Origin of the sequence: Sphingomonas alpina (genome assembly GCF_014490665.1) — a bacterium.
GTDB classification, from domain to species: domain Bacteria; phylum Pseudomonadota; class Alphaproteobacteria; order Sphingomonadales; family Sphingomonadaceae; genus Sphingomonas; species Sphingomonas alpina.
Map to the genome: position 1 here is coordinate 4,078,636 of NZ_CP061038.1, position 20,269 is coordinate 4,098,904.

21 protein-coding genes and 1 pseudogene are annotated in these 20,269 nt (G+C 65.0%); 6 read left to right on the forward strand and 16 right to left on the reverse strand.

All coding sequences use genetic code 11. The annotated features are described in order from the left end of the window. Positions 1 to 21 precede the first annotated feature (21 nt). From H3Z74_RS18890 to H3Z74_RS18900, 3 genes are read left to right on the forward strand one after another with little or no spacing between them, the layout of a single operon-like run. Positions 22 to 1,182 carry an acyltransferase family protein gene (locus tag H3Z74_RS18890; protein ID WP_187761096.1) on the forward strand — a complete coding sequence of 387 codons (1,161 nt, stop codon included), beginning with the start codon at positions 22 to 24 and terminating at the stop codon, positions 1,180 to 1,182. Between the two features lie 23 nt (positions 1,183 to 1,205). Beyond that, positions 1,206 to 2,144 (forward strand): isoaspartyl peptidase/L-asparaginase family protein, encoded by a 939-nt coding sequence (locus H3Z74_RS18895; protein ID WP_187761097.1) that lies wholly within the window; start codon positions 1,206 to 1,208, stop codon positions 2,142 to 2,144. Positions 2,145 to 2,197: 53 nt separating this feature from the next. Next, the gene (locus H3Z74_RS18900; RefSeq protein ID WP_187761098.1) at positions 2,198 to 3,058 is read left to right on the forward strand and encodes a S1/P1 nuclease; all 861 of its coding nucleotides are present in this window, start codon (positions 2,198 to 2,200) and stop codon (positions 3,056 to 3,058) included. On the opposite strand, the gene H3Z74_RS18905 is transcribed toward H3Z74_RS18900, so the two are convergent. The 13 genes and pseudogenes from H3Z74_RS18905 to H3Z74_RS18965 all read right to left on the reverse strand — a co-directional run bounded on the left by H3Z74_RS18905 (position 3,055) and on the right by H3Z74_RS18965 (position 13,084). Then, entirely contained in the window at positions 3,055 to 4,017 is a 963-nt protein-coding gene (locus H3Z74_RS18905) for an alpha/beta hydrolase (protein ID WP_229726677.1), read from the reverse strand. The genes H3Z74_RS18900 and H3Z74_RS18905 overlap by 4 nt on opposite strands. A gap of 8 nt (positions 4,018 to 4,025) precedes the next feature. Further along, on the reverse strand, positions 4,026 to 4,292 hold the full coding sequence (locus H3Z74_RS18910) for a hypothetical protein (RefSeq protein ID WP_187764407.1): 267 nt from the start codon (positions 4,290 to 4,292) through the stop codon (positions 4,026 to 4,028). 111 nt (positions 4,293 to 4,403) lie between these two features. Beyond that, positions 4,404 to 4,613: a type II toxin-antitoxin system antitoxin gene (locus H3Z74_RS18915; protein WP_187761099.1), complete on the reverse strand. Its 210-nt coding sequence runs from the start codon at positions 4,611 to 4,613 to the stop codon at positions 4,404 to 4,406. A gap of 9 nt (positions 4,614 to 4,622) precedes the next feature. Then, positions 4,623 to 5,525, reverse strand: coding sequence for an SPFH domain-containing protein (locus H3Z74_RS18920; RefSeq protein ID WP_187761100.1), 903 nt, complete (start codon positions 5,523 to 5,525; stop codon positions 4,623 to 4,625). Between the two features lie 167 nt (positions 5,526 to 5,692). Continuing rightward, positions 5,693 to 6,199, reverse strand: a complete 507-nt coding sequence (gene pal, locus H3Z74_RS18925; protein WP_187761101.1) for a peptidoglycan-associated lipoprotein Pal — start codon at positions 6,197 to 6,199, stop codon at positions 5,693 to 5,695. A 105-nt stretch (positions 6,200 to 6,304) separates the two neighbouring features. Next, positions 6,305 to 7,690: a Tol-Pal system beta propeller repeat protein TolB gene (gene tolB / locus H3Z74_RS18930; protein WP_390901786.1), complete on the reverse strand. Its 1,386-nt coding sequence runs from the start codon at positions 7,688 to 7,690 to the stop codon at positions 6,305 to 6,307. A 12-nt stretch (positions 7,691 to 7,702) separates the two neighbouring features. Then, positions 7,703 to 8,581: a cell envelope biogenesis protein TolA gene (locus tag H3Z74_RS18935; protein WP_187761103.1), complete on the reverse strand. Its 879-nt coding sequence runs from the start codon at positions 8,579 to 8,581 to the stop codon at positions 7,703 to 7,705. Positions 8,582 to 8,597: 16 nt separating this feature from the next. Then, positions 8,598 to 9,035: a protein TolR gene (gene tolR, locus H3Z74_RS18940; RefSeq protein ID WP_187761104.1), complete on the reverse strand. Its 438-nt coding sequence runs from the start codon at positions 9,033 to 9,035 to the stop codon at positions 8,598 to 8,600. Between the two features lie 3 nt (positions 9,036 to 9,038). After that, positions 9,039 to 9,737: a protein TolQ gene (gene tolQ, locus H3Z74_RS18945; protein ID WP_187761105.1), complete on the reverse strand. Its 699-nt coding sequence runs from the start codon at positions 9,735 to 9,737 to the stop codon at positions 9,039 to 9,041. Beyond that, the gene (gene ybgC, locus H3Z74_RS18950) at positions 9,737 to 10,261 is read right to left on the reverse strand and encodes a tol-pal system-associated acyl-CoA thioesterase (RefSeq protein WP_187761106.1); all 525 of its coding nucleotides are present in this window, start codon (positions 10,259 to 10,261) and stop codon (positions 9,737 to 9,739) included. Before ybgC ends, tolQ begins: the two co-directional genes overlap by 1 nt. 139 nt (positions 10,262 to 10,400) lie before the next feature. Continuing rightward, positions 10,401 to 11,111 carry a hypothetical protein gene (locus tag H3Z74_RS18955; protein ID WP_187761107.1) on the reverse strand — a complete coding sequence of 237 codons (711 nt, stop codon included), beginning with the start codon at positions 11,109 to 11,111 and terminating at the stop codon, positions 10,401 to 10,403. Between the two features lie 351 nt (positions 11,112 to 11,462). Then, positions 11,463 to 12,053 carry a YdeI/OmpD-associated family protein gene (locus tag H3Z74_RS18960; protein ID WP_187761108.1) on the reverse strand — a complete coding sequence of 197 codons (591 nt, stop codon included), beginning with the start codon at positions 12,051 to 12,053 and terminating at the stop codon, positions 11,463 to 11,465. After that, positions 12,054 to 13,084, reverse strand: a pseudogene (locus tag H3Z74_RS18965) (NAD(P)H-dependent flavin oxidoreductase). It lies immediately after the preceding gene. 196 nt (positions 13,085 to 13,280) lie between these two features. On the opposite strand from H3Z74_RS18965, the gene H3Z74_RS24490 reads away from it, so the two are divergent. Next, positions 13,281 to 13,550, forward strand: a complete 270-nt coding sequence (locus H3Z74_RS24490) for a hypothetical protein (protein WP_229726678.1) — start codon at positions 13,281 to 13,283, stop codon at positions 13,548 to 13,550. A 77-nt stretch (positions 13,551 to 13,627) separates the two neighbouring features. Here the strand turns inward: H3Z74_RS24490 and H3Z74_RS18970 are convergent, their stop codons facing one another. Continuing rightward, positions 13,628 to 14,899 carry an aspartate kinase gene (locus tag H3Z74_RS18970; RefSeq protein WP_187761109.1) on the reverse strand — a complete coding sequence of 424 codons (1,272 nt, stop codon included), beginning with the start codon at positions 14,897 to 14,899 and terminating at the stop codon, positions 13,628 to 13,630. 51 nt (positions 14,900 to 14,950) lie between these two features. On the opposite strand from H3Z74_RS18970, the gene ubiG reads away from it, so the two are divergent. Continuing rightward, complete coding sequence (ubiG, locus tag H3Z74_RS18975; RefSeq protein WP_187761110.1) at positions 14,951 to 15,712, forward strand: bifunctional 2-polyprenyl-6-hydroxyphenol methylase/3-demethylubiquinol 3-O-methyltransferase UbiG; 762 nt, start codon at positions 14,951 to 14,953, stop codon at positions 15,710 to 15,712. A gap of 143 nt (positions 15,713 to 15,855) precedes the next feature. Here the strand turns inward: ubiG and H3Z74_RS18980 are convergent, their stop codons facing one another. Continuing rightward, complete coding sequence (locus H3Z74_RS18980; RefSeq protein ID WP_187761111.1) at positions 15,856 to 16,833, reverse strand: DUF3829 domain-containing protein; 978 nt, start codon at positions 16,831 to 16,833, stop codon at positions 15,856 to 15,858. Between the two features lie 136 nt (positions 16,834 to 16,969). Beyond that, positions 16,970 to 18,595 carry an alkaline phosphatase D family protein gene (locus H3Z74_RS18985; RefSeq protein WP_187761112.1) on the reverse strand — a complete coding sequence of 542 codons (1,626 nt, stop codon included), beginning with the start codon at positions 18,593 to 18,595 and terminating at the stop codon, positions 16,970 to 16,972. A 159-nt stretch (positions 18,596 to 18,754) separates the two neighbouring features. Between H3Z74_RS18985 and H3Z74_RS18990 the strand changes: the two genes are divergently transcribed. After that, positions 18,755 to 20,212, forward strand: a complete 1,458-nt coding sequence (locus tag H3Z74_RS18990) for a glycosyltransferase family 39 protein (RefSeq protein WP_187761113.1) — start codon at positions 18,755 to 18,757, stop codon at positions 20,210 to 20,212. The last annotated feature ends 57 nt before the right edge of the window (positions 20,213 to 20,269 follow it).

Consider the following 20,269-nt stretch of genomic DNA (forward strand, 5'->3'; position numbering starts at 1 on the left):
TTACTTGCTAAAGGGACTGCGATGGAACGGCATTTCGGACTGGACTGGCTTCGGATCGGCGCTTTCGGGCTGCTGATCTTCTACCATATCGGCATGGTCTTCGTGCCGTGGGATTTCCATGTGAAGACCGCTCATCCGCTGGAATGGGTGGCGATCCCGATGCTCGCGACCAACAGCTGGCGCTTGCTGCTGCTGTTCGTGGTGTCGGGCTATGCCAGCCGCGCGCTGTTGATGAAGGGGGGCGGGGCTGGCGCATTTGCCGGATCGCGCAGCAAGCGCCTGCTGATCCCGCTGCTGTTCGGCGTGATCGTGGTCATCCCGCTCCAGCCCTGGGTCGAGGTGACGACCAAGTTCGGCTATGCCGGAAGCCTGTGGACCTTCTGGCTGCACGACTATTTCCGCTTCGGCACGCTTGCCGGGATCATCCTGCCGACCTGGCAGCATCTGTGGTTCGTGGTCTATCTGTGGGTCTATACCATGGCGTTGGCGATCGGCATCGCGCTGCTCCACCGGCTGCCGCTACAGACGCTCTTCGACCGGCTGTTCGGCAATGTCACTGTCTGGCTGATCCCGGTAATCTGGCTGATCCTGGTCGCGGCATGGCTGTTCCCCGGCGCGCGCGAAACCCACGCCCTGTTCGGTGACTGGGTCGCACATGCCCAATATCTTCCGGGGTTCCTGTTCGGCTTCGCACTGGCCGGGTCCAAGCCCGCCTTTGCGGCAATCGGGCGCTGGTGGCGCCCGGCAGCGATCGTAGCGGTGGTGAGCTATGCCGTGGTCGCGACGATCGAGTGGAACTGGCCCGGCAGCGCCATGCCCTGGCCCTATGGTCAGGCCTTTTCCTGGGCGCGAGCGGTGCAGGGCTGGAGCACGATCGTCGCGCTGATCGGCTTTGCCGATACGCACTGGAACCGCGACCATCCATGGCGCGCGATGCTCACCGAAGCCGTGTTCCCGTTCTACATCATCCATCAGACGATCATCGTCGGGGTCGAATATCTGCTGCTGCCATTCGGCCTGCCGGCGGGCGTCGAGTTCGCCATCCTGGTCGTGACGACGGTCGCCGGATGCTGGGCCTTCTATTTGATCGGGCGCGAAGTCGGATGGCTGCGGCCGCTGATCGGATTGCGGGCAAGGGTGGCACCGCCGGTATCATCTGATACCAGACCCGCGATTATCTGAGCCCCCCGACTGGAGCCCTGTCCATGCCTGACCCCGTTTCCGATTCGCGCTGGACGCTGATGATCCATGGCGGGGCGGGCATGATGACACGCGACCGCCTGACACCGGAGCAGGATGCCGGCACCCGCGCCGGGCTGGCCGCTGCGCTGGACGCCGGGTCGGCAGTGCTCGACGGCGGCGGATCGGCGCTCGACGCAGTCGCCGCGGCAGTGCGCGTGCTCGAGGATGACCCGCATTTCAATGCCGGGCGCGGCGCAGCGCTCAGCTTCGACGGGGTGGCCGAGCTCGACGCGGCGATCATGGACGGACGCGACCGGCGTGCGGGCGCGGTGGCGGGCATCACCGCGACGCGTCACCCGGTCGATCTGGCGCAAGCGGTGATGGCGGACGGACGGCACGTGCTGCTGTCGGGCGCGGGCGCCGATGCCTTTTCGGTCGACGCGGAACTGGAACAGGCGGGCCAGGACTGGTTCGCCTTGCCCGAGCGGCGCCGGCAGCTGGACGAGCTCAAGTCGCATGGCGGCGGCGCATTCGATGTGGACATGAAATACGGCACGGTCGGCGCCGTGGCCTGTGACGTGCACGGCCATGTCGCGGCAGCAACCTCCACCGGCGGTGTGACCGGCAAGCGCTGGGGGCGAGTCGGCGATTCGCCGCTGATTGGTGCTGGCACCTATGCCGACGACCGCGCCTGCGCGGTGTCGGCAACCGGCGCGGGCGAATTCTTCATCCGTGCCGGCGTCGCCCACGAGATCTGCGCCCGCGTCCGGCTGAGCGGCGCGACCGTACAAGAGGCAGCGGACGCGGTGCTTGCCGACGTCCGCTCGCTGGGCGGCACCGGCGGGGTGATCGTCGCCGCGCCGAACGGCGACCTGGCGTGGAGCTTCATCACCGCAGGGATGAACCGCGCGCGCACAACCTCCGATGGCGCACGATCGATCGCGATCTACGCCGACGAATAAGGGAGGACACCTCTCGCTCTTGTCCGGGAAAGCAAGAGGAGTAGAGCGGGGCCATGAGTCGCATCCTCCCCGCCCTGCTCGCCCCCGTCCTGTTCGCCTTGTTCGCGGCCACCATCGCCGCTCCGGCTTCCGCCTATTGGGAATATGGCCATGAGACGGTCGCCACGATCGGCTATCGCAATGCCAAGCCGGAAACGCGAATTGCGATCGACCGCATCCTGCATCATGCGCAACTGCTCGAGACGCCGACCTGCCCCGCCAGGACGATCGAGCAGGCCAGCGTCTGGGCCGACTGCATCAAGACGCTGGGACCGCGCTTCAGCTACACCTCCAACTGGCATTACCAGAATGTCGATGTGTGCAAGCCGTTCGACCTGAAATCGGCATGCCGCGACGGCAATTGCGTGTCGGCGCAGATCGAGCGTGACCTGAAGCTGCTCAAGGACAAGACCCTGCCGATGCGCGAGCGCGTCCAGGCGCTTGCCTTTCTGGTCCATTTCATGGGGGATCTGCACCAGCCGCTCCATGCCGGCGATCGGGGCGATCTCGGCGGCAACAAGGTGACCGCGGCCTACGGCGCCTATGCACCCGAACGGCTCAACCTGCATGCGATCTGGGACGGCTATCTCGCCGAGCGGTCGATCTCCACGCCGCCATCGCTGGTGCGGCGCTATTCGCCAGAAGAAAAGGCAGCGATTCAGGCAGGCAGCGTCGAGGATTGGAGCCGGGAGAGCTGGCAGGTCGCGCACGACGCGACCTATGCCACCGCGCTCGGTGGCGATGCGTGCGGCCCGGTGCCGGCGCGTGCCAGGCTCGATCAGGCGACGATCGAGAAACTGGTGCCCACCGCGCGGCTCGAGATCGAGCGCGGTGGATTGCGGCTGGCACGACTGCTCGACGAAGCACTAGGCTAGCGCGTCATCGTTACAAAGGCGGCGACCGTATCGATCACTGCTGGCGCGATCGGCAGCGTCGGATCGCCATAGGTCGCCCGATTCGCCGCGCGATCATCGGTGGCGACCAGCTTCAGCACATGGTTGACGCCAGGGAGTAGCGCCAGCGTCGCACGCGGCGCGGCGACCGCCAGCGCACGGGCATCCTCGACGCCGACCTGTGTGTCGCGCTCGCCCTGCACGATCAGGATCGGCAGCCGCACCGATGCCGCCAGCTTCGCCGGATCGTAGGAAAGCAGGTCGATCATATAGGGCTGCACTGCGGCCGGGAACATCTTGTCGAGTGGCGGCGGCAGTGTTGCCGGATCGACCTGCCGGCCCGCCTCGATGGCATCGAGCATGGCGAGCGCGGCATCGAGGATCGCCGCGTTCGCGGGATTTGCCCTGAACTGGCCGCGCATCACCGTGCCGAGCGGCCGGCCGGGCGCAGCCACCAGGATGATGCCGCATAGACCCGACGGATCTTGTGCGGCACGCAGCGCGATAAGCCCGCCCTCGCTGTGGCCAAGCAGCCAGACGCATCGCCGCCCCGTACGCTCGGCGATAAGCTTCGCCCAGGCATGGGCATCTCCGGCATAATCGGCGATCGTTACCGCCGACGGGTCGGCCATGGCGGCCTTGCTGGCGCCCAGCCCGCGTTTGTCGGCGCGCAGTGTCGCTATGCCGCGCGCAGCGAGCGCTTCCGCAAGCATGCGATACGACGCAGCCTTGACGCCGAGCGGGTTGTTGCCGTCGCGGTCGGTCGGCCCGGACCCCGGGATGATGACGATCGCCGGGCCTTTGCCGTCGGGGTCGACCAGGGTTCCCGCGACCGGCCCCTGCGGACCGGGCACCGTCAGTTCGGTCGTTACCAAGGGTGTGGGTGCGGCAGCAGCGGACACCGCGACGATCGCCAGGATGGCGAATCCCGGTACCTTCATCATGGCCATCACTTTCCGCCCCAGCGCCAATGCCAGCCACCTTCGGTCTTGCGCGCGGCAATGCTCACATAGGCAGCTGTCAGGGCAAGGCAGACGATGATGCGTGGCACGAGACCCGGCAGGAGACGCAGCGTCGCGAGCATCGCTGCCGAATAAGCCAAGGTCAGCACCCAGCCCTGCCAGGTCGCCGGCGTCGCGCCCAGGCCGAACAATTTGGGAGCAAACCAATACCCCTCGCGGACTTGATAGGCGCGCTTGATCGAGTCGATATCCATGGTCGTCACTTCCGCCACGCCAGCTGGATCAGCAGGCCAAGCCCCAGCACGATCAGCGAGACGGCGAGCGGCCATGGTCGGCGCGCCTTGGAGGTAAAGAGTCCGAGCATGTCATTCTCCTTCGGTTGATTTCGGCGGCCGGCCACGACGCGCAGCGACCGGCGCCTCCAGTTTAACCCCCCGCTTCGCCAGCGCCTCGCGCAGCAGGCATTCGACCTGTGCGTTGACGCTGCGCAGGTCGCTCGCCGCGGTGCGCTCGATCGCCGCATAGAGTGCGGGGTCGAGGCGCAACGGGAACGCCTTTTTGGAAGGAGCGGTCATGCCACGCGCCTATTGATACAGACTGCCCGTGTTCACCACCGGCTGCGTATCGCGTTCACCGCACAGCACGACCATCAGGTTCGAGACCATAGCCGCACGGCGTTCATCGTCGAGATGGACCACATTCTTCTCGCTGAGCAGCTCGAGCGCCATCTCGACCATGCCGACCGCGCCCTCGACCAGGGTCTTGCGCGCCGCGACCACCGCTTGGGCCTGTTGGCGGCGGAGCATGGCGCCGGCGATCTCCTGCGCATAGGCAAGGTGGGTGAAGCCGCATTCATCAACCGTGATCCCGGCCACGACGAGACGCGCGATCAGTTCCTGGCGCAGTTCGACCGCGACCTGATCGTGATTGCCGCGCAGCGTGACCTCCTGGTGCTCGAAATCGTCATAGGGATAGCGCGCGCCGATCGTGCGCACCGCAGCCTCGATCTGGACGATGACGAACGCCTTGTAATCGTCGATGTCGAACAGTGCCTGCGCCGTGTCGGTGACGCGCCACACCACTTGTGCCGCAATCTCGATCGGGTTGCCGCGCAGGTCATTCACCTTCAACCGTTCGGAGATCATGTTGTTGGCGCGCAGCGACACCTTCTTGCGGCCGAGCCACGGCATCAGCCAGCGCAGACCGGTATTGCGGTCCGTGCCTTTATAGGCGCCGAACAAGGTAATCGCCGTCGCCTGGTTGGGCTGCTGCATATAGAAGCCGCACAGGATGAAAGCGAAAGCCAGAATCGCGGCGGTGATGATCGAACCGCCCGTGCCAGGCCTGTCCTGCATAATCGACGCGCCGAACACGCCGACCACGATCATGAAGAGCATGACCAGCAACATCACATAACCGCTCGACGTGACTGCCGGCCGCTCGCGCGACAGCGTGAGCGCAGTGTTGGTCGTACCCGAATCCGACATTGGAACCTCCCATTAATATGATATCATATTTATATCCAGTATTCCCGCGGCGCAAGAGGATTCGGATCGGGCGGGAGAGCACGCAGAAACGCCGCCGGACCCGGGATCCGGCGGCGTTTCGCATCGTATCGAGCGGCAGGCCGCCCGGTATCAGTTGAGGACGCCAATCAGTTGAGGACGATCGTCACCGCGCGGCGATTCTGCGCCCAGCTCGCTTCGTCCGATCCCAGCGCGATCGGGCGTTCCTTGCCATAGCTGATCGTCGAGATGCGCGCCGGATTCACGCCGCGACCGGCAAGATAATTCTTCGCCGCATTGGCGCGGCGGTCACCGAGCGCGAGGTTATATTCGCGCGTGCCGCGTTCGTCGGCATGTCCCTCCAGGCTGACCGGCACATTGGGCCATTTGGCGAGCCAGGCCGCCTGGCTGTCGAGGATTTCGCGGGCGCGCGCATCGATATCGTAGCGGTCGAGCGCGAAATTGACCGTGTTGCTGGTGACCGAGCGCTCGAAATCGGCGCGCGAGCCGGGCACGACATTGTCGCCCTGAACCGGGCCCGGGCCGGTCTGCTCTTCACCCGGCCCCGGCGGGAGCGTTGCAGGGCGCTTCTTGCTGCAGGCAGCAGTAGCAAGCAATGCCGTCGCAATGAGGATCGTGGTTGTCAGTCTGGCCATCTGATTTCTCCTTCGGTCAGTGGTCGTGTCGATATCGAGGCGTTTGAAACGGATCGGGCATCGACGGGTGGTACGCAAAAAATACAGGTCGAGGGTGTAACGTTCCTACGGCCGCAACGGTCCCCAGCCCGGATCGGATCCATCAAGCGGGGTCGGCACGCGGCGTTCGTTGACCCCGGTCAGGTCGACCGACCAGAGATCGGCCTTGCCCGCGCCGCCGCGGCCCTGACGATAGAACATCAGCACGCGGCCATTGGGCGACCAGCTCGGCCCTTCATCCTGCCAGTCGTCGGTCAGCAGCTTTTCGCCACCGCCCGACGGGCTCATGATCCCGATGCGGAAATTGCCGGCGATCTTGGTGAAGGCGATCAGGTCGCCGCGCGGGCTCCAGACCGGGGTCGCGTAGCGTCCGCTGCCGAACGAGATGCGCTGCTGGTTCGATCCGTCGGCATTCATGACATAGATTTGCTGCGCGCCCGAGCGGTCGCTTTCGAACGCGATCCGCCGGCCATCGGGCGAAAAGCTCGGTGCGGTGTCGATCCCCGGTGCGTCGGTCAGGCGCTGCGGCGAGCCGCCCGACGTCGCCACCTTGTAGAGATCGGTATTGCCGGCAACCGCCATCGAGAAGACGACGGAGCGGCCGTCGGGCGACACGCGCGGAGAGAAGGTCAGGCTGGGGTTGTTGACCAGCAGGCGCTGCTTGCCGGTGCCGATATCATAGACATAGATCGCCGGGCGATCGTTGAGATAGCTCATATAGACGATGGTCTGCTGATTGGGCGCGAAGCGCGGGGTCAGCACGATCGACTGGCCATTGGTCAGGAAGCGGTGATTGGCGCCGTCCTGGTCCATGATCGACAGGCGCTTGATGCGCTTGCCCTTGGGCCCGGTTTCCGAGACGTAGATCACGCGGCTGTCGAAATAGGGACCTTCGCCAGTCAACTTCGCATAGACCATGTCGGCGCATTTATGGCCGGCGCGGCGCCAATCGCCGGGCGGCACGACAAAGCCCTGCCGCACCAGCTCGTTGCGCGAAAACACGTCATAGAGATAGCAGCCGACGGTGAGCGTCCCATCGCCATTGGCGCGGATGAAGCCCTGCACCAGCGCCGATGCGTTCGCTCCGCCCCAATAATCGAACGCCGGCGCAGTCACTTCGGAAAAGGCGACGCTCTTCAGCCCGTTCGCCGCGATCGGCTTGAACAGCCCGCTGTTGCGCAGATCATTGGTGATGATCCCGGCAAGCTGGCGGCCAAGTTCGTCGGTGCGGCCGGCCGGCGTGTCGACCGGGGACGATGTCGGCATGACCGGAATGGCGATGCCGAGCGGCGCGGAAATGCCGCCGACGACATCGACGACCAGTTCGTCTGGCTGGCCGGGAGCAGCTTGGCCCGGCTGCGGTGCGGGCTGAACCGGCGGCGCGGTCTGCGCCAGCGCAGCGGTCGATCCGGAAAGCGCCAGCGCGAGCGCCAGTAATTTACTGTGGTGCATCATCGTCTTTCCTCACCCGGGTAGATTATAACGTAGGCTGAACGTCTTCCAGCCGCGAGGCACGTCGTATAGCTCGGCTGGCAGTCCGCGCAGCGGCGAACAGCCCATGAATGTGGCGATCGCGCTGCGGTCGACTGCATCGACATAACGGCCATTTTCATCATCGACGCCACTATGCGCCGTGATCGCCGGCCGCGCGGCGAGCGATCCGTCCTTGTTGAGCTGCAAACGAATCGTGACGCGAATACGCGATGCCCCCGGTCCCGGATTGACCTGGCGATCAGCGCACGGCTGTACTTGGCGTTTGATGGCGGAACCGATATCGGCAGCCGCCTGGGCGTTCATAGTCGCACCCGGCGGTGTTTCAGCCTTCGACGTCGACTTTGTCGCGGACAGCCCCTTGAGCGTTTCCTCCGATAAAGCGAAGCCACCCGGATTACGCCGGACGGCGTTCGGCTTGGTGCCGGTCGCTTTGACGGGACTGGGCGGCTTGACCGCCGCGGTGCTGGTCTTGGCCGGTGGGGTCTTGGCCTTGTCCGGCTTAGCCACCGGCTCCTTCTTGGGCGGCGGCGGGGCCTTGGGTGCCGGCTTGGGGGCCGGCGCAGGCTCAGGCTGCTTGGCCGGCGGCGTTGGCGCAGGCTCGGCCTCAGCCGCCTCGGGCGGTGCCGCTTCTTCGGGTGGCCCTTCTTCCGGTGCCTGCGACTGAGCCGGCGCTTCGGTCGCCGGCGGCGCCTGCGACTGCAATGCGACATCGTCGACCAGTGAAATGTCGATCGGCGTCACTTTGGGCGGCGATTTTGCCGGCCATAGCCAGCTGAGCGACAGCGCACCGAACAGCACGACATGCCCCAGGGCCGCGACGCCCAATCCGATTTTTTCGGTCCGTTCCATCAGGCCGTCCGTCCGGTCACTTGGTATCGTCGCCCACCGTCACCAGCGCGACGCGATTGAGCCCCGCCCGGTTGAGCTCCCCCATCACGCGCATGATGCGGCCATAGTTCAGCGTCTTGTCGGCGCGCAGGAAGACCTGTGGCGGTTGACCGGCTTCGGCCTTTTTGGCGATCTGCTGCAGCACATCGGGCAGGATCGCGTCGCTGATCTCGTCGTCATCGACGAACAGCTTGCCCTTGTCGTCGAGCGAGATCTGCACCGGCTTCTGGTCCTGCTCGAGCGGCTTGGCACGGCTGTCGGGCAGATTGACCGGCACGCCGGCCGTGAGCAGCGGAGCAGTGACCATGAAGATGATCAGGAGCACGAGCATCACATCGACCAATGGCGTGACGTTGATGTCCGCCATCGGAGCCCGCCGGCCACGACCGCGTTGCGAAGGGAGGTTGATCGACATCGCCTAGCGCCGCGCCTCGGTCTCGAGCTGGCGGCTCAGAGTCGCGTGGAAGCCGTCGGCAAAGCGGTTGAGCCGCGCCTCGATGCGGTTGATGCCATGGCTGAAGCGGTTGTACGCGATCACCGCGGGAATCGCCGCAAACAGGCCGATCGCGGTGGCGAACAACGCCTCGGCAATGCCCGGCGCGACCACCGCAAGCGACGTGCTTTGCTGCTGCGCGATGCCGGTGAAGCTGCGCATGATGCCCCACACCGTGCCGAACAGTCCGACGAACGGCGCGACCGAGCCGACTGTCGCGAGGATGTTGAGCCGATCGGACAATTTGTCGATCTCATGCGCCACCGACGCGCCCATCGCCGTCGCGAGCCGCTCGCGCGTGCCGCCGCGATCGACTGCACCGCTGGCGGTGGAGCGGCGCCATTCCGCCACGCCGCTGGAGAAGACCTTGGCGATCGGCAGGTCGCTATCGCCTTCGATGCGGTGAAAGGCATCGATATCTTCGGCCTTCCAGAAATCGCGCTCGAAGCGGTCGATCTTGGTGCGGGTTCGGCCGAGTTTCAGCGCGAAGCTGACGATGATGGTCCAGGTCCAGATGCTCGCGGCGAGCAGGCCGAGCATGACGAACTTCACCACCAGATCGGCCTGCAGGAACAGGGCGACGGGCGACATGGTCGCGGCGTCGGTATTTAAGAGTACGCTCATTATTTTCCTTCGTCCCCCGATTGAACCCAGACCAAGCGTTCGAACGCCTCGATCCATTGTTTCGGTTGCCGGCGCGGCCGCCCCGATGCCCCCACCAAAGCCGCCGTCACCTCTGCTGTGGTGAGTATCTCGGCACCGCGCATGACTCGTTGCTGAATATCCACCGATGCCGCGCGCACTTTTGCCACGCGCGATACAACGACCAGCGCGTCGTCGAGTTTCGCCGGCGCCTTGTAGCGGATGGCGAGTTCGGTGATCGCATATGCGCCCTCGCCAGCGTCATGCGCGCCGCGCTGATCGACTCCGACAAGGCGCAGCATGTCCGACCGGGCGCGTTCCATGAAGCGCAGATAGTTGGCGTGATAGACCACGCCAGACAGATCGGTGTCCTCGAAATAGACGCGGATCGGGAAGCGGTGCTCGGAACCGTCAAAGCGGCCGCCCACGGGCTGGTCGGCAATAGGCCGATCGGGGGGCCAATCGGGCGGCCGATCGGGCGGCTGGTCGGGATCATGCTCGGCCATCGCCCCGGTCGTAGCGAAGGGGAGCCGGGGAAGGAACCCCGTTTGCCCCGTCAAACGCTCCTTTTGCCCCTGCCCTGATCTCCGCCTGCAATCCATAGGGTCGCAGGACCAGCCGGCAGCGAGGATCGGCAGGTAGAAGCTAGGGCAGCCGGAAGATCGCGGGGTCGATCTCGATCCGGGGCGGCAGCCGCGTCGTAGTGCTGGAGGCGATGGCAATGATCGGGGCGAAGGCCTGGCGCTGATTCCGCCACGCATCATAGGCGCGGTAGAAATCGGTGAAGCTGGCGTCGAGTTCGGGCAGGCGTGCCGCAGCAAAGGCGGTGAAATCCGCAGACGGCACCGTTGCCGCCTCGGCCAGCAACCGCTCAGCCGTCGTGCATAAAGCAGGCTTGGCCGGCGCCAGGGCATAGTAATTGTAGAGCCGGGTCATCGCATCGTCATAGGAGTCGCGCCACGTCGCGCCGCCCGAGGCACGATATTCCGCTGCCAGCGACCGCTCCGCCTGGGCCAGGACCGTTTTCTGGCCGTTCAGCATCGCATTATAGCCGGCGATGATCGCGCCTTCCTCCGGGCCGCGACAGGCAAGTGCGGCGAAGTTCAGCCCGGCGCGCAAATGCCAGATGCTGGCGGCGGGCGAGAGGCCCTGATTGGGGGTGGGGTAACTGCCGTCGGACCGCATGACGGGGATCAGCATGCCGGGATGTGCACCGGCCGGCATTGCGATGCTCGAGGCCGGCGGCACCAGCGCTATCGGCGGCGGTGGCGGCGCCACTGCGACTTGCCGGCGCGCACAGCCCGACATCGCGGCGATCGCAAGCGGCAGCAACAGGACGCGGCACAGGCGTGTCATACAGGCTCTCCGTTGCCCCCCGGCCGGACAGCCATCGCCCGAAGATGGTTAAGATCGGGTTATCCTCATCGGACGTAAGGCATCACGGCGCGGGTCATGCGCGAGCCCGTCGCGCTAGCGGCGCAGTAGCCATGCGGTTTCGACACTGAGAAGGAGCGCGCCGGTATTGGTCCGGCAAGGGATGGCATGCCCGATCCTGTGTGATGGTAGAATCGCCGACAACGAGGAGGCGGCGGGGAGATATGTTACACCGGAATGTAACATATCTTTCCGGCGCGCGTCAATGAGATGTCCGTATAATTCACTATATATCAGGTACTTGATCGAAAACAGGCGCTGTCGGACGCAGAGTTACCGCTTCCCATGCAGCGTTTCGCCGCGCAGGCACATGCCGACGAACTTCGCGATCCTGGCGGTGCGGGTCTCGGGCTTCTTCGCCTCATGGATGCGATACAATATGGCGTAGCGGTTCGCGCCGGTCAGCGTGTCGAAAAAGGCGCGCGCCTGTGGTTCGGCATCCAGCACCGCAGCGAGGTCGTCGGGCACCTCGATCGTGCTTTGCGGTGCATAGGCCTTGTCCCAGCGGCCATCCGCTTTGGCCGCATCGAGCTCACGCTGTCCCGCCGGCGCAATCCGACCCGCGGCGATCAGCTCGGTTGCGCGGATGCAGTTCTTCTCCGACCATTTGCTCCGCGGCTTTCGCGGGGTGAAGCGGATCAGCCACCAGTCGGCGTCGAACGGGTTAAGCTGCCCATCGATCCAGCCATGGATCAGCGCACCGTCGATCGCCTGCGCCTTGCTGACGGAGGGAACGCCGCTGCTCGCCTTGGCGAATTTGAGCCACACGCCTTTCGATGTGCGCGGCTGCGCGCCAAGCCATGCCTCCCATGCCGCAGCATCGGCGAAAGGAAGGATCGGCAGGCCGGCGCGCTCGGTCTCCATTCAGGCTGCCCGCTTCTCCAGCGCATGCGCCGCCTCGGCCATCAAGGTCGCGATGATCTCGGCGACCGGTTCTTCCTTCGTCACCATGCCGACCGACTGGCCGGCCATCATCGAGCCATGCTCGACATCGCCATCGATCACCGCGCGGCGCAGCGCCCCGGCCCAATAATGCTCGATCTGCAGCTGCGCCTCGCCCATCGCGACCGCGCCTTCGTCGAGCAATTGCGCGACTTCGCGCTGCTTGGCGGTGAACAGTTCGCTCGAGGCGTTCTTCAGCGCGCGCACCGGGATCACCGGCAAGCGCGGGTCGATCTGCACGCTGGCGATCGCATCGCGCGCCGAGGCACGGATAAAGGCTTTCTTGAAATTGGCGTGGGCGATGCTTTCAGTGGCGCAGACGAAGCGCGTGCCAAGCTGCACCCCGGCTGCACCCATATCGAGATAGGCGGCGATCGCTTCCCCCGACCGATGCCGCCGGCGACGAACACCGGCACCTGCTCGGCGACCTCGGGCAGAATCTCCTGCGCCAGCACGCTGGTCGAGACCGGGCCGATATGCCCGCCCGCTTCCATACCCTCGACGACCAGCGCATCGACGCCCGAGCGGATCAGCTTCTTCGCAAGGCTGAGCGCGGGGGCGAAGCAGATCAGCTTTGCGCCATTCTGCTTGATCGCATCGATGCTGCCGGTCGGCGGCAAACCGCCGGCGAGCACGACATGGCTGACCCTGTGGTTGTTGCAGACCTCGATCAGGTCGAACAGGCCGGGATGCATGGTGATCAGGTTTACGCCGAACGGCTTGTCGGTCAGCGCCTTGGTGCCGGCAATCTCAGCATCGAGCAGTTCGGGGGTCATCGCGCCGCACGCGATCAGCCCGAAGCCGCCGGCATTGGACATGGCGGAGACGAGATTACGCTCGCTCACCCAGGACATGGCACCGCACAGGATCGCGACCTCGCTGCCCAGGAAGGCGGCGCCCCGCGCCATGCGCCGCTGCAGGCGCTCAGCGCCGATCGAAGTTATCTGATTCATGGCGGGGGCTTAGGGTCCGTCGCCAATTATCGCAACTCGGGGCGATGATCGGGGATGAAGCAATGCCTAGAGTCTTGGTTCGTTCGATCCTGAGGTCGTGCCGGAAAAGGGCTCACGCACAACCGATAGTCTGTTCTTTCGTGACGGCATATCCGGTTGTGGTGGAACGCAATTATTTGGAGGATAGCATACGGTCATGAATGACCGACATGTGAAGACAGCCGCATTTGAGCCAATTAATGACGGTTATGTCTATTACGAGAGCGCGTGGGCCAAAGGTATCCGAGTCACCGCCGATGAACGCGAGCTATACCTGTCCGGCGCACATATCGACTGGCTGCGGGCGATCGTGGGTCGAGACAAGTCGAGGCCCCGGCGGCCTTATTGGCGGGGCGTGAAGCGAATGGCACTCGCGATGTTGCTGGGATTTGATCCCGACGAAAGAAGAGCCTCCGCTGGCAATTAATAGCCATTTGAACGTCCGAATGGGTCGGAAACCTTCAAAGATGAGCCAAGCGCGCGACCGCTACATTCTGAATCAGGTCAGGCCGCGTCCTCGGCGTCGAGCCCGTACGCCGTGTGCAGCACGCGCACCGCTAGTTCGGTATAATCCTCCTCGATCAACACGCTGACCTTGATCTCCGAGGTGGTGATCGCCTGGATATTGATGCCGCGCTCGCCCAGTGTCTTGAACATGGTCGAGGCGACGCCCGCATGACTGCGCATGCCCACGCCGACAACCGAGATCTTGGCGACGCGCGTGTCATGGACCAGCTGCACATAGCCGATATCGCCCTGCGCCTTGCCCAGCACGTCGAGCGACTTGGCGAGGTCGGCCGAAGGGACGGTGAAGGTCACGTCGGTCGACCCGGTCGAATGCGCGACGTTCTGCACGATCATGTCGACATTGATATTGGCGTCGGCAAGCGGCGAGAAGATCGACGCGACCGAGCCGGGCCGGTCGGGCACCGCGGTCAGCGTGATCTTCGCTTCGTTCTTGTCGTGCGCGATACCGGTGATGAGCTGCCGTTCCATGGTTCCCAATTCCTCTTCACTGACGATCAGCGTGCCAGGCTCCGCGCTGCCGAGCGGCGCGTCGTCGTCGACGAACGACGACAGTACCTGCACACGGACATTTTCCTTCATCGCCAGACCGACCGAGCGCGTCTGCAGCACTTTCGCGCCGACGCTCGCCAGTTCCAGCATCTCCTCATAGGTCACGCGCTTCAGTTTCCGCGCGCGCGGTACGATCCTTGGGTCGGTCGTGTAAACGCCATCGACATCGGTATAGATGTCGCAGCGATCCGCGCCCATCGCCGCCGCCATCGCCACTGCCGAGGTATCCGATCCGCCGCGGCCAAGCGTGGTCACGCGCTCGCCCGCCGCGACACCCTGGAAGCCGGGGATCACCGCGACTTCACCGCGCGCGAGCGATTCGTTGAGCCGGCTCGTCTCGATCTCGCCGATGCGCGCCGAGGCATGGCCGTCCGAGGTGCGGATCGGCAATTGCCAGCCAAGCCAGCTGCGCGCCGGCACGCCGATCGCCTGCAGCGCGATCGCCAGCAGCCCGCTGGTCACCTGTTCGCCCGACGAAACGACCACATCATATTCATGCGGATCGTACAGCGACGAGGCCTCGCGGCAGAAATTGACCAGCCGGTCGGTCTCCCCCGCCATCGCCGAGACGACCACGGCAACCTGGTTACCGGCCTCGACCTCGCGCTTGATGCGTGCGGCGACGGTGCGGATGCGTTCGATACCGGCCATCGAGGTGCCGCCGAATTTCATCACGATACGAGGTGAGTGATCGGACATGGAAGGTCGGGAAGTCCTTGGGCTGCGGAGGGGTGCTGATAGGAACCAGCCATGGCAAACGCAAGCGCACCCGTAACGACGCCCGCAAACATCTATGCAGTGACGATCGACCCGGCCGAAGCCGCGCATTTCGGCGCAATGGCAGCGGAATGGTGGGACCCCAAGGGATCGTCGGCGATGCTGCACAAGCTCAACCCGGTACGGCTCGGCTATCTGCGCGAGCAGGTGAACCGGCACTGGCAGATCGACGAGGCCAGCTTCACCCCGCTCGCCGGCAAGCGCGCGCTCGATGTCGGATGCGGCGCGGGGCTGCTGTGCGAGCCGCTTGCGCGGCTCGGCGCGGCGGTCACCGGGCTCGATGCCGCACCCGAGAATATCGCCGCCGCCGCCGCTCATGCGGCGCTGTCGGGGTTGGCGATCGACTATCGCGCCGGCAGCGTCGAATCGTTGCAGGGCGAACGATTCGACCTGGTCACCTCGCTTGAGGTGATCGAGCATGTCAGCGATCCGGCCGGCTTCGTTGCCGGCCTGGCCCGCGCACTGGCGCCGGGCGGGCTGCTGATCCTGTCGACCCCCAACCGCACCGCGCTATCGCGTCTCGCCATGATCACGGTGGCGGAGGGCATGGGGCAAATCCCGCGCGGCACGCATGACTGGAACAAGTTCCTGACCCCGGACGAGCTGACCGCCCTGGTCGAGGCGGCCGGCTTGACGCTGGTCGATACGCGGGGCTTGAGCTTCTCGGTCGCCAAGGGCTTCGTGCTCAGCGACGACCGGAAGCTGGATTATTTCGTAACCGCAGTGCGGGCCTGATCCTTCCCGCCGCGACGAGAAGGATCCGGTCGCCCTATACCAGATCGCATTGATCCTGACCCTATCCCTGCCGCTTCCCCGGCTTTCGCCGGGGGAAGCCAATCGAAAATGAGTCTCGATCAACGCGCTTTGGTATTGGCGGCTCAATTATCCTCCAGCTCGCAGCTCGACACTTCGCCGACACCGTCGTTGAACGCCTCGATAAAGTCCTTCGCGTCATCGGCCACGTCAGCGGGCTTGCTCTTGAGCGTCTGCGCAAAGGTCCGGCCCGTGCCGATCATCGAATTGACCTTGTCGACATAGCGCTGGCAGTCGGACGACAGCGACCCGGCACCGGTTTTCGGGGCCTTGCCGACGAAGCCCGCCAGCGATGCATTGACCTCGCCGAGCCTGGTCAGGCTCGCGGTGAAGGCGCTGGTATCGTCGCCCGGCGCATTGATCTTGTCGAATTCGCGTGTCGCCCCGCGCGCGGCCAGGGTGACGGTCAGCTTGTGGAACTGCAACGAGTCCGGCTTGGCTTTGGCCAGCGCCGCCTGATCGCGCTGCAGTTCATAGGCTGCGGTCGTATCGGCGAATTGCTGCTGCGCATCGCGTGCCGCGGCCAGCGCCGCCAGATAGCGCGGCGCGATCTCCCGCCCTTTCTTGCCGCCATCGACCGTATATTCCTTGGCCGACACATAGGTGTTCAGTTCCGTGTTGACCGTATCGAGCTGAGTCAGCACCGGGATGAGCGCCTTGGCCTTTTCATCCACGCCGGGAATGGTGGCGTTCATCTTCTGCGCTTCGTCCAGCCGGCTGATGATATGATCGACGCCGATATTCATCATGTACATTTCAGTGAGCGGGGCGCTGTTCTTCAGTTGCGGATTGAGGCGTTCGAAATAGGCGATGCGCTCCTCGAACTTGCCCGAATCGATCAGCATGTTCATCGCCTTGACATAGGTGTTGAACTTCTTCTGAGCCTCCTGGTCGCCGAGCTGTTTTCCGCCGGCATCACCGGCCTGCATCGCCTGATTGCCACCGCTGCTCTTGTCGTTGCAGGCGGCCGTCGCGAGCAGCGCCATGCCGGCCAGACCGCCACAAAGACCTTTGTAGAACACACCTTGTTTCTGAATACCCACACGCAACTCCCGTCACCGTTGAAAGCCGGCCGCACCCGCGCGGATCGAGTCATCTCGATCGGCGTCGGGTGAGACCGTCTCCCTCAACGCACATTACGGCAAACGGGTGCAAGAGGATGGCAGATGCCTGGAACGATCACGCCATCACGTTCCGGCCGCGCGTCACCGTCGTGCTGTGGCCGACCACGCCGCCGGCCGATTTGGTCTTCACGCTGTCGACCATCACCCAGTCATTGCTCACCCGATCGGGTGTCAGCGTCATCGCCATATAGCCGCGCCGCGAGGTGTCGCACCATTTCAGCTCGCGATTGGCCCTGACCAGCCCCGCCGCGACGATCTTCGGATCGGCGGTCAGTGCGGATTCATAGCCGCCCGAGGTGACCGAATGCCCGGCGAACTCCACGCCCGCAGGCTTGCCGTCCTGCGCCAGGTCGAATGCCCAGGCATTATGGCTGTCGCCGGAAATGACCACCAGGTTCGCGCCAGCGCCTTGCGCGCCCTTCAGGAAGCGCGCACGCGCCGCCGGATAACCGCCCCAATTATCGAGGTTGGACGGCAGGCCGGCCTTTGCCGCCGCCAGGCCTTCATTGATATAGCCGCGCACATAGGACGGCGCGTCCGGCGAGAGCCAGTCGAGTGCATCGGGCGGCGTCATCGTCTCGCCCATGATCGTGCCGAAGCCGACCACTTGCCATTTCTGCCCTGTCTTGACCGACTGGCGCACACCGTGATCGAGCCAATATTCCTGTTGCGTGCCCATCATCGTCGCACCCGGATCCATCCACGCCCCGTTGCGGAAATCGACCAGCGCCCGGGCCGGGTCCGCCCCCTTCAGCAACGGTTCGAGATCGGGCTGTTTGGTGCGTCCCAGCAACCGCGTTTCGGTGCGGAACAGAGTCGCCAGCGTGCCGATGTCATAGGCTTTCCACGGCTCGTCGGAGACCGGCATCCATTCGCGATAGGCCTGGATCGATGCGGCGCGGCGGTCGTTCCAGTCGCCTTCGCCCGGCTGATGATTCTGTGCCCCGCCTTCCCAGCTGTCATTGGCGGATTCATGATCGTCCCATTGCACGATCATCGGATGCTTCGCGTGGAGTGCCTGCAGATCGGGATCGGCACGGTAGCTGCCATAGCGCAGCCGATAGTCGGCGAGATGGAGGATTTCGCTTGCCGGGAGGGGCAGGCGGTTGCCGACCGTGTCCTTGAGCGAGGGATAATCGCCCGGCTTATATTCATAGAAATAGTCGCCGAGATGGATGGTGAGATCGAGATCGTCACGCGCCACGGCATGGGCGTACGCGTTGAAATAGCCGAATGCGAGGTTCGAGCAGGAGAAGATCGCCGCGCGGAACCGTGCCACCTGGCCCTCGGGCAGGGTCTTGGTGCGGCCGACCGGCGAGATGCCGCCGTCAGGCGCAACGAAGCGGTAGTGATAGGCGGTGCCGGGCTTCAGTCCCGCAACGGTGATCTTTGCGGTATGGTCCCGCCACGGACCGGTGATCTGTACCCCACCGCTCACCACCTTTGCGAAATCCGCCGTGGTCGACACCTCCGCCTTGAGTTCGACCGCGCCGCCATCGGCGGGGACATAGCGCGTCCAGAGCAGCATCGAATCGCTTGCCGGCTCGCCGCTCGCGACCGAATGGGTGAAGCCGCGCGCGGTGGCGAGCGCCGCAGTCTGGGCAAAGCCCGGAATCGCATAAGCGCCCAGCCCCAATGCGCCCGTCAGGACCAGTGAACGGCGATCGATCGTGAATTCCATGGCGACCCTCTTCTCTTTGCCGGCGTCTGATGCGCCGCGGATATGGCGGGTTCGTGACAGTCCGGGCCTTTCCGTGACAGGCCGCCCCGCGCTGGGTAAGGCTGCGCCAGTCCACTCTGAAACGAAAGAGCCATGCCTCCCAGTCCGGTTTCACCCCTGATGTCCGCGCGCGCATGGCTTGGCGCGGCGGCGCTGATCCTCGTGCTGCTGGCGCTGGCGCGGCCGCTCGATCACGACGAGAGCCAATATGTCGCCGCGGCGGTGCTGACCGCGCACGGCAATCTTCCCTATCGCGACTTCGCCTATCTGCAGGTGCCGTTGCAGCCGATGCTGTTTGCGCCGCTCGCCTGGCTGTTGGGAGACTGGGCCTGGCCTGGCCTGCGGGTCGTCAATGCGTTGCTCGGCACAGCCGCGATCGCCTTTGTCTATCGCGCCGCGCGCGAGGGCGGCGCGGCGGCCGGCCCGGCGTTGCTGGGCGCCGGCCTGTTCGCCTGCACCGACATCCTGTTGTTCAGCATCGGCACTGCGCGCAACGATGCGCTGCCGGTCGCCCTGCTCGCCGCCGCCTTGCCGCTGGTGATTCGCACTGCCAACGATCGCGGCACATGCTGGAGCGCCTTGCTCGCCGGAGCGCTGCTGGCGGCGGCCGCGGCGGCAAAGATCTCCTATGCGCTGCCGGCAGCCGCTTATGGCATCTATGTGCTTTTCGATCGCCGTCATCGCCCACTCTGGGTTGCGGCGGGTTCCCTGCCGATCATCCTGTTCGTGGCGGCCAGTTTCAGCTGGAATCCGCACGGCTTCATGTTCGGCGTGTTCGAATTCCCCGCTTTTGCCCCAGGCGATTATTATCGCGACCGGCCGTGGAAGATGTCCTGGCTGGCCAAGCTGCTCGACACGCTCAAATTCCTCGCGCTCGGCCCGGCACTGATCGGATTGCTGCTGACCAGCCGGGTGCGCTGGAGAGGGAAATGGGGGCGCGCGCGATCGGGGCGGGCGATCGACTGGATGCTCTGGGCGGGGATCATCGCCGCGCTTCTTCCCTTCCCGACCTGGCGGCAATATCTGCTGCCGATCCTGCCGCCATTGTTCGTGCGCCTCGCGATCGGCTGGCACGCCAGCCCGCCCGGACGACGGACGCGGATCGCGCTGGTGGTATTCGCCTGTGCCGGTCTTGCCCCGTCGGTCGAGGCGCTTGCCCGCGCGGTACTGGGCGTGCCGATGATCGAGGCGATACGGCAGGGCAAGGCAATTCGCGCGGCAATGGATACGGGCGCGGTGACCGGCCCGGTCGCGACGCTCTCACCGCAATTCCTGCCGGCGACGGGGCGGCTGCCCGACACGCGCTTTGCCACGGGTCCTTTCTATTTCCGCAGCCGTCATCTGCTTGGCCTGAAGATCGAAGCGGTGGATCGATTCATTTCGCGCGACACGCTGGCTGCGCATTTCGCTCGCCCACCCGCGGCCATCCTGATCGGCGGCGAGAGCAAATGGACCAGCGGCGACGCCGTACTGGATCAGGCGCTTGAAGATTGGGCAAAGCGCAATGGCTGGCGGTCGATTCCTGTGACAGGTGGCCGCTTCCGGCTCTACATACCGCCTTCTCTCCATTCGCCCTGAGCCTGTCGAAGGGCCGTCCTTGTTGCGACGAAAGAGAGAACGGTGCTTCGACAAGCT

Excerpts from the sequence above, each read along its gene's own strand:
- H3Z74_RS24490 (WP_229726678.1), top strand. The coding sequence starts at position 13,281 with ATGAATGACCGACATGTGAAGACAGCCGCATTTGAGCCAATTAATGAC.
- H3Z74_RS18990 (WP_187761113.1), top strand. The coding sequence starts at position 18,755 with ATGTCCGCGCGCGCATGGCTTGGCGCGGCGGCGCTGATCCTCGTGCTG.
- H3Z74_RS18910 (WP_187764407.1), bottom strand. The coding sequence starts at position 4,292 with ATGGATATCGACTCGATCAAGCGCGCCTATCAAGTCCGCGAGGGGTAT.
- H3Z74_RS18985 (WP_187761112.1), bottom strand. The coding sequence starts at position 18,595 with ATGGAATTCACGATCGATCGCCGTTCACTGGTCCTGACGGGCGCATTG.
- H3Z74_RS18915 (WP_187761099.1), bottom strand. The coding sequence starts at position 4,613 with ATGACCGCTCCTTCCAAAAAGGCGTTCCCGTTGCGCCTCGACCCCGCA.
- H3Z74_RS18935 (WP_187761103.1), bottom strand. The coding sequence starts at position 8,581 with ATGGAACGGACCGAAAAAATCGGATTGGGCGTCGCGGCCCTGGGGCAT.
- tolR (WP_187761104.1), bottom strand. The coding sequence starts at position 9,035 with ATGTCGATCAACCTCCCTTCGCAACGCGGTCGTGGCCGGCGGGCTCCG.
- H3Z74_RS18900 (WP_187761098.1), top strand. The coding sequence starts at position 2,198 with ATGAGTCGCATCCTCCCCGCCCTGCTCGCCCCCGTCCTGTTCGCCTTG.
- tolQ (WP_187761105.1), bottom strand. The coding sequence starts at position 9,737 with ATGAGCGTACTCTTAAATACCGACGCCGCGACCATGTCGCCCGTCGCC.
- ybgC (WP_187761106.1), bottom strand. The coding sequence starts at position 10,261 with ATGGCCGAGCATGATCCCGACCAGCCGCCCGATCGGCCGCCCGATTGG.
- H3Z74_RS18905 (WP_229726677.1), bottom strand. The coding sequence starts at position 4,017 with ATGAAGGTACCGGGATTCGCCATCCTGGCGATCGTCGCGGTGTCCGCT.
- tolB (WP_390901786.1), bottom strand. The coding sequence starts at position 7,690 with ATGCACCACAGTAAATTACTGGCGCTCGCGCTGGCGCTTTCCGGATCG.
- H3Z74_RS18970 (WP_187761109.1), bottom strand. The coding sequence starts at position 14,899 with ATGTCCGATCACTCACCTCGTATCGTGATGAAATTCGGCGGCACCTCG.
- H3Z74_RS18920 (WP_187761100.1), bottom strand. The coding sequence starts at position 5,525 with ATGTCGGATTCGGGTACGACCAACACTGCGCTCACGCTGTCGCGCGAG.
- ubiG (WP_187761110.1), top strand. The coding sequence starts at position 14,951 with ATGGCAAACGCAAGCGCACCCGTAACGACGCCCGCAAACATCTATGCA.
- H3Z74_RS18895 (WP_187761097.1), top strand. The coding sequence starts at position 1,206 with ATGCCTGACCCCGTTTCCGATTCGCGCTGGACGCTGATGATCCATGGC.
- H3Z74_RS18960 (WP_187761108.1), bottom strand. The coding sequence starts at position 12,053 with ATGGAGACCGAGCGCGCCGGCCTGCCGATCCTTCCTTTCGCCGATGCT.
- pal (WP_187761101.1), bottom strand. The coding sequence starts at position 6,199 with ATGGCCAGACTGACAACCACGATCCTCATTGCGACGGCATTGCTTGCT.
- H3Z74_RS18890 (WP_187761096.1), top strand. The coding sequence starts at position 22 with ATGGAACGGCATTTCGGACTGGACTGGCTTCGGATCGGCGCTTTCGGG.
- H3Z74_RS18955 (WP_187761107.1), bottom strand. The coding sequence starts at position 11,111 with ATGACACGCCTGTGCCGCGTCCTGTTGCTGCCGCTTGCGATCGCCGCG.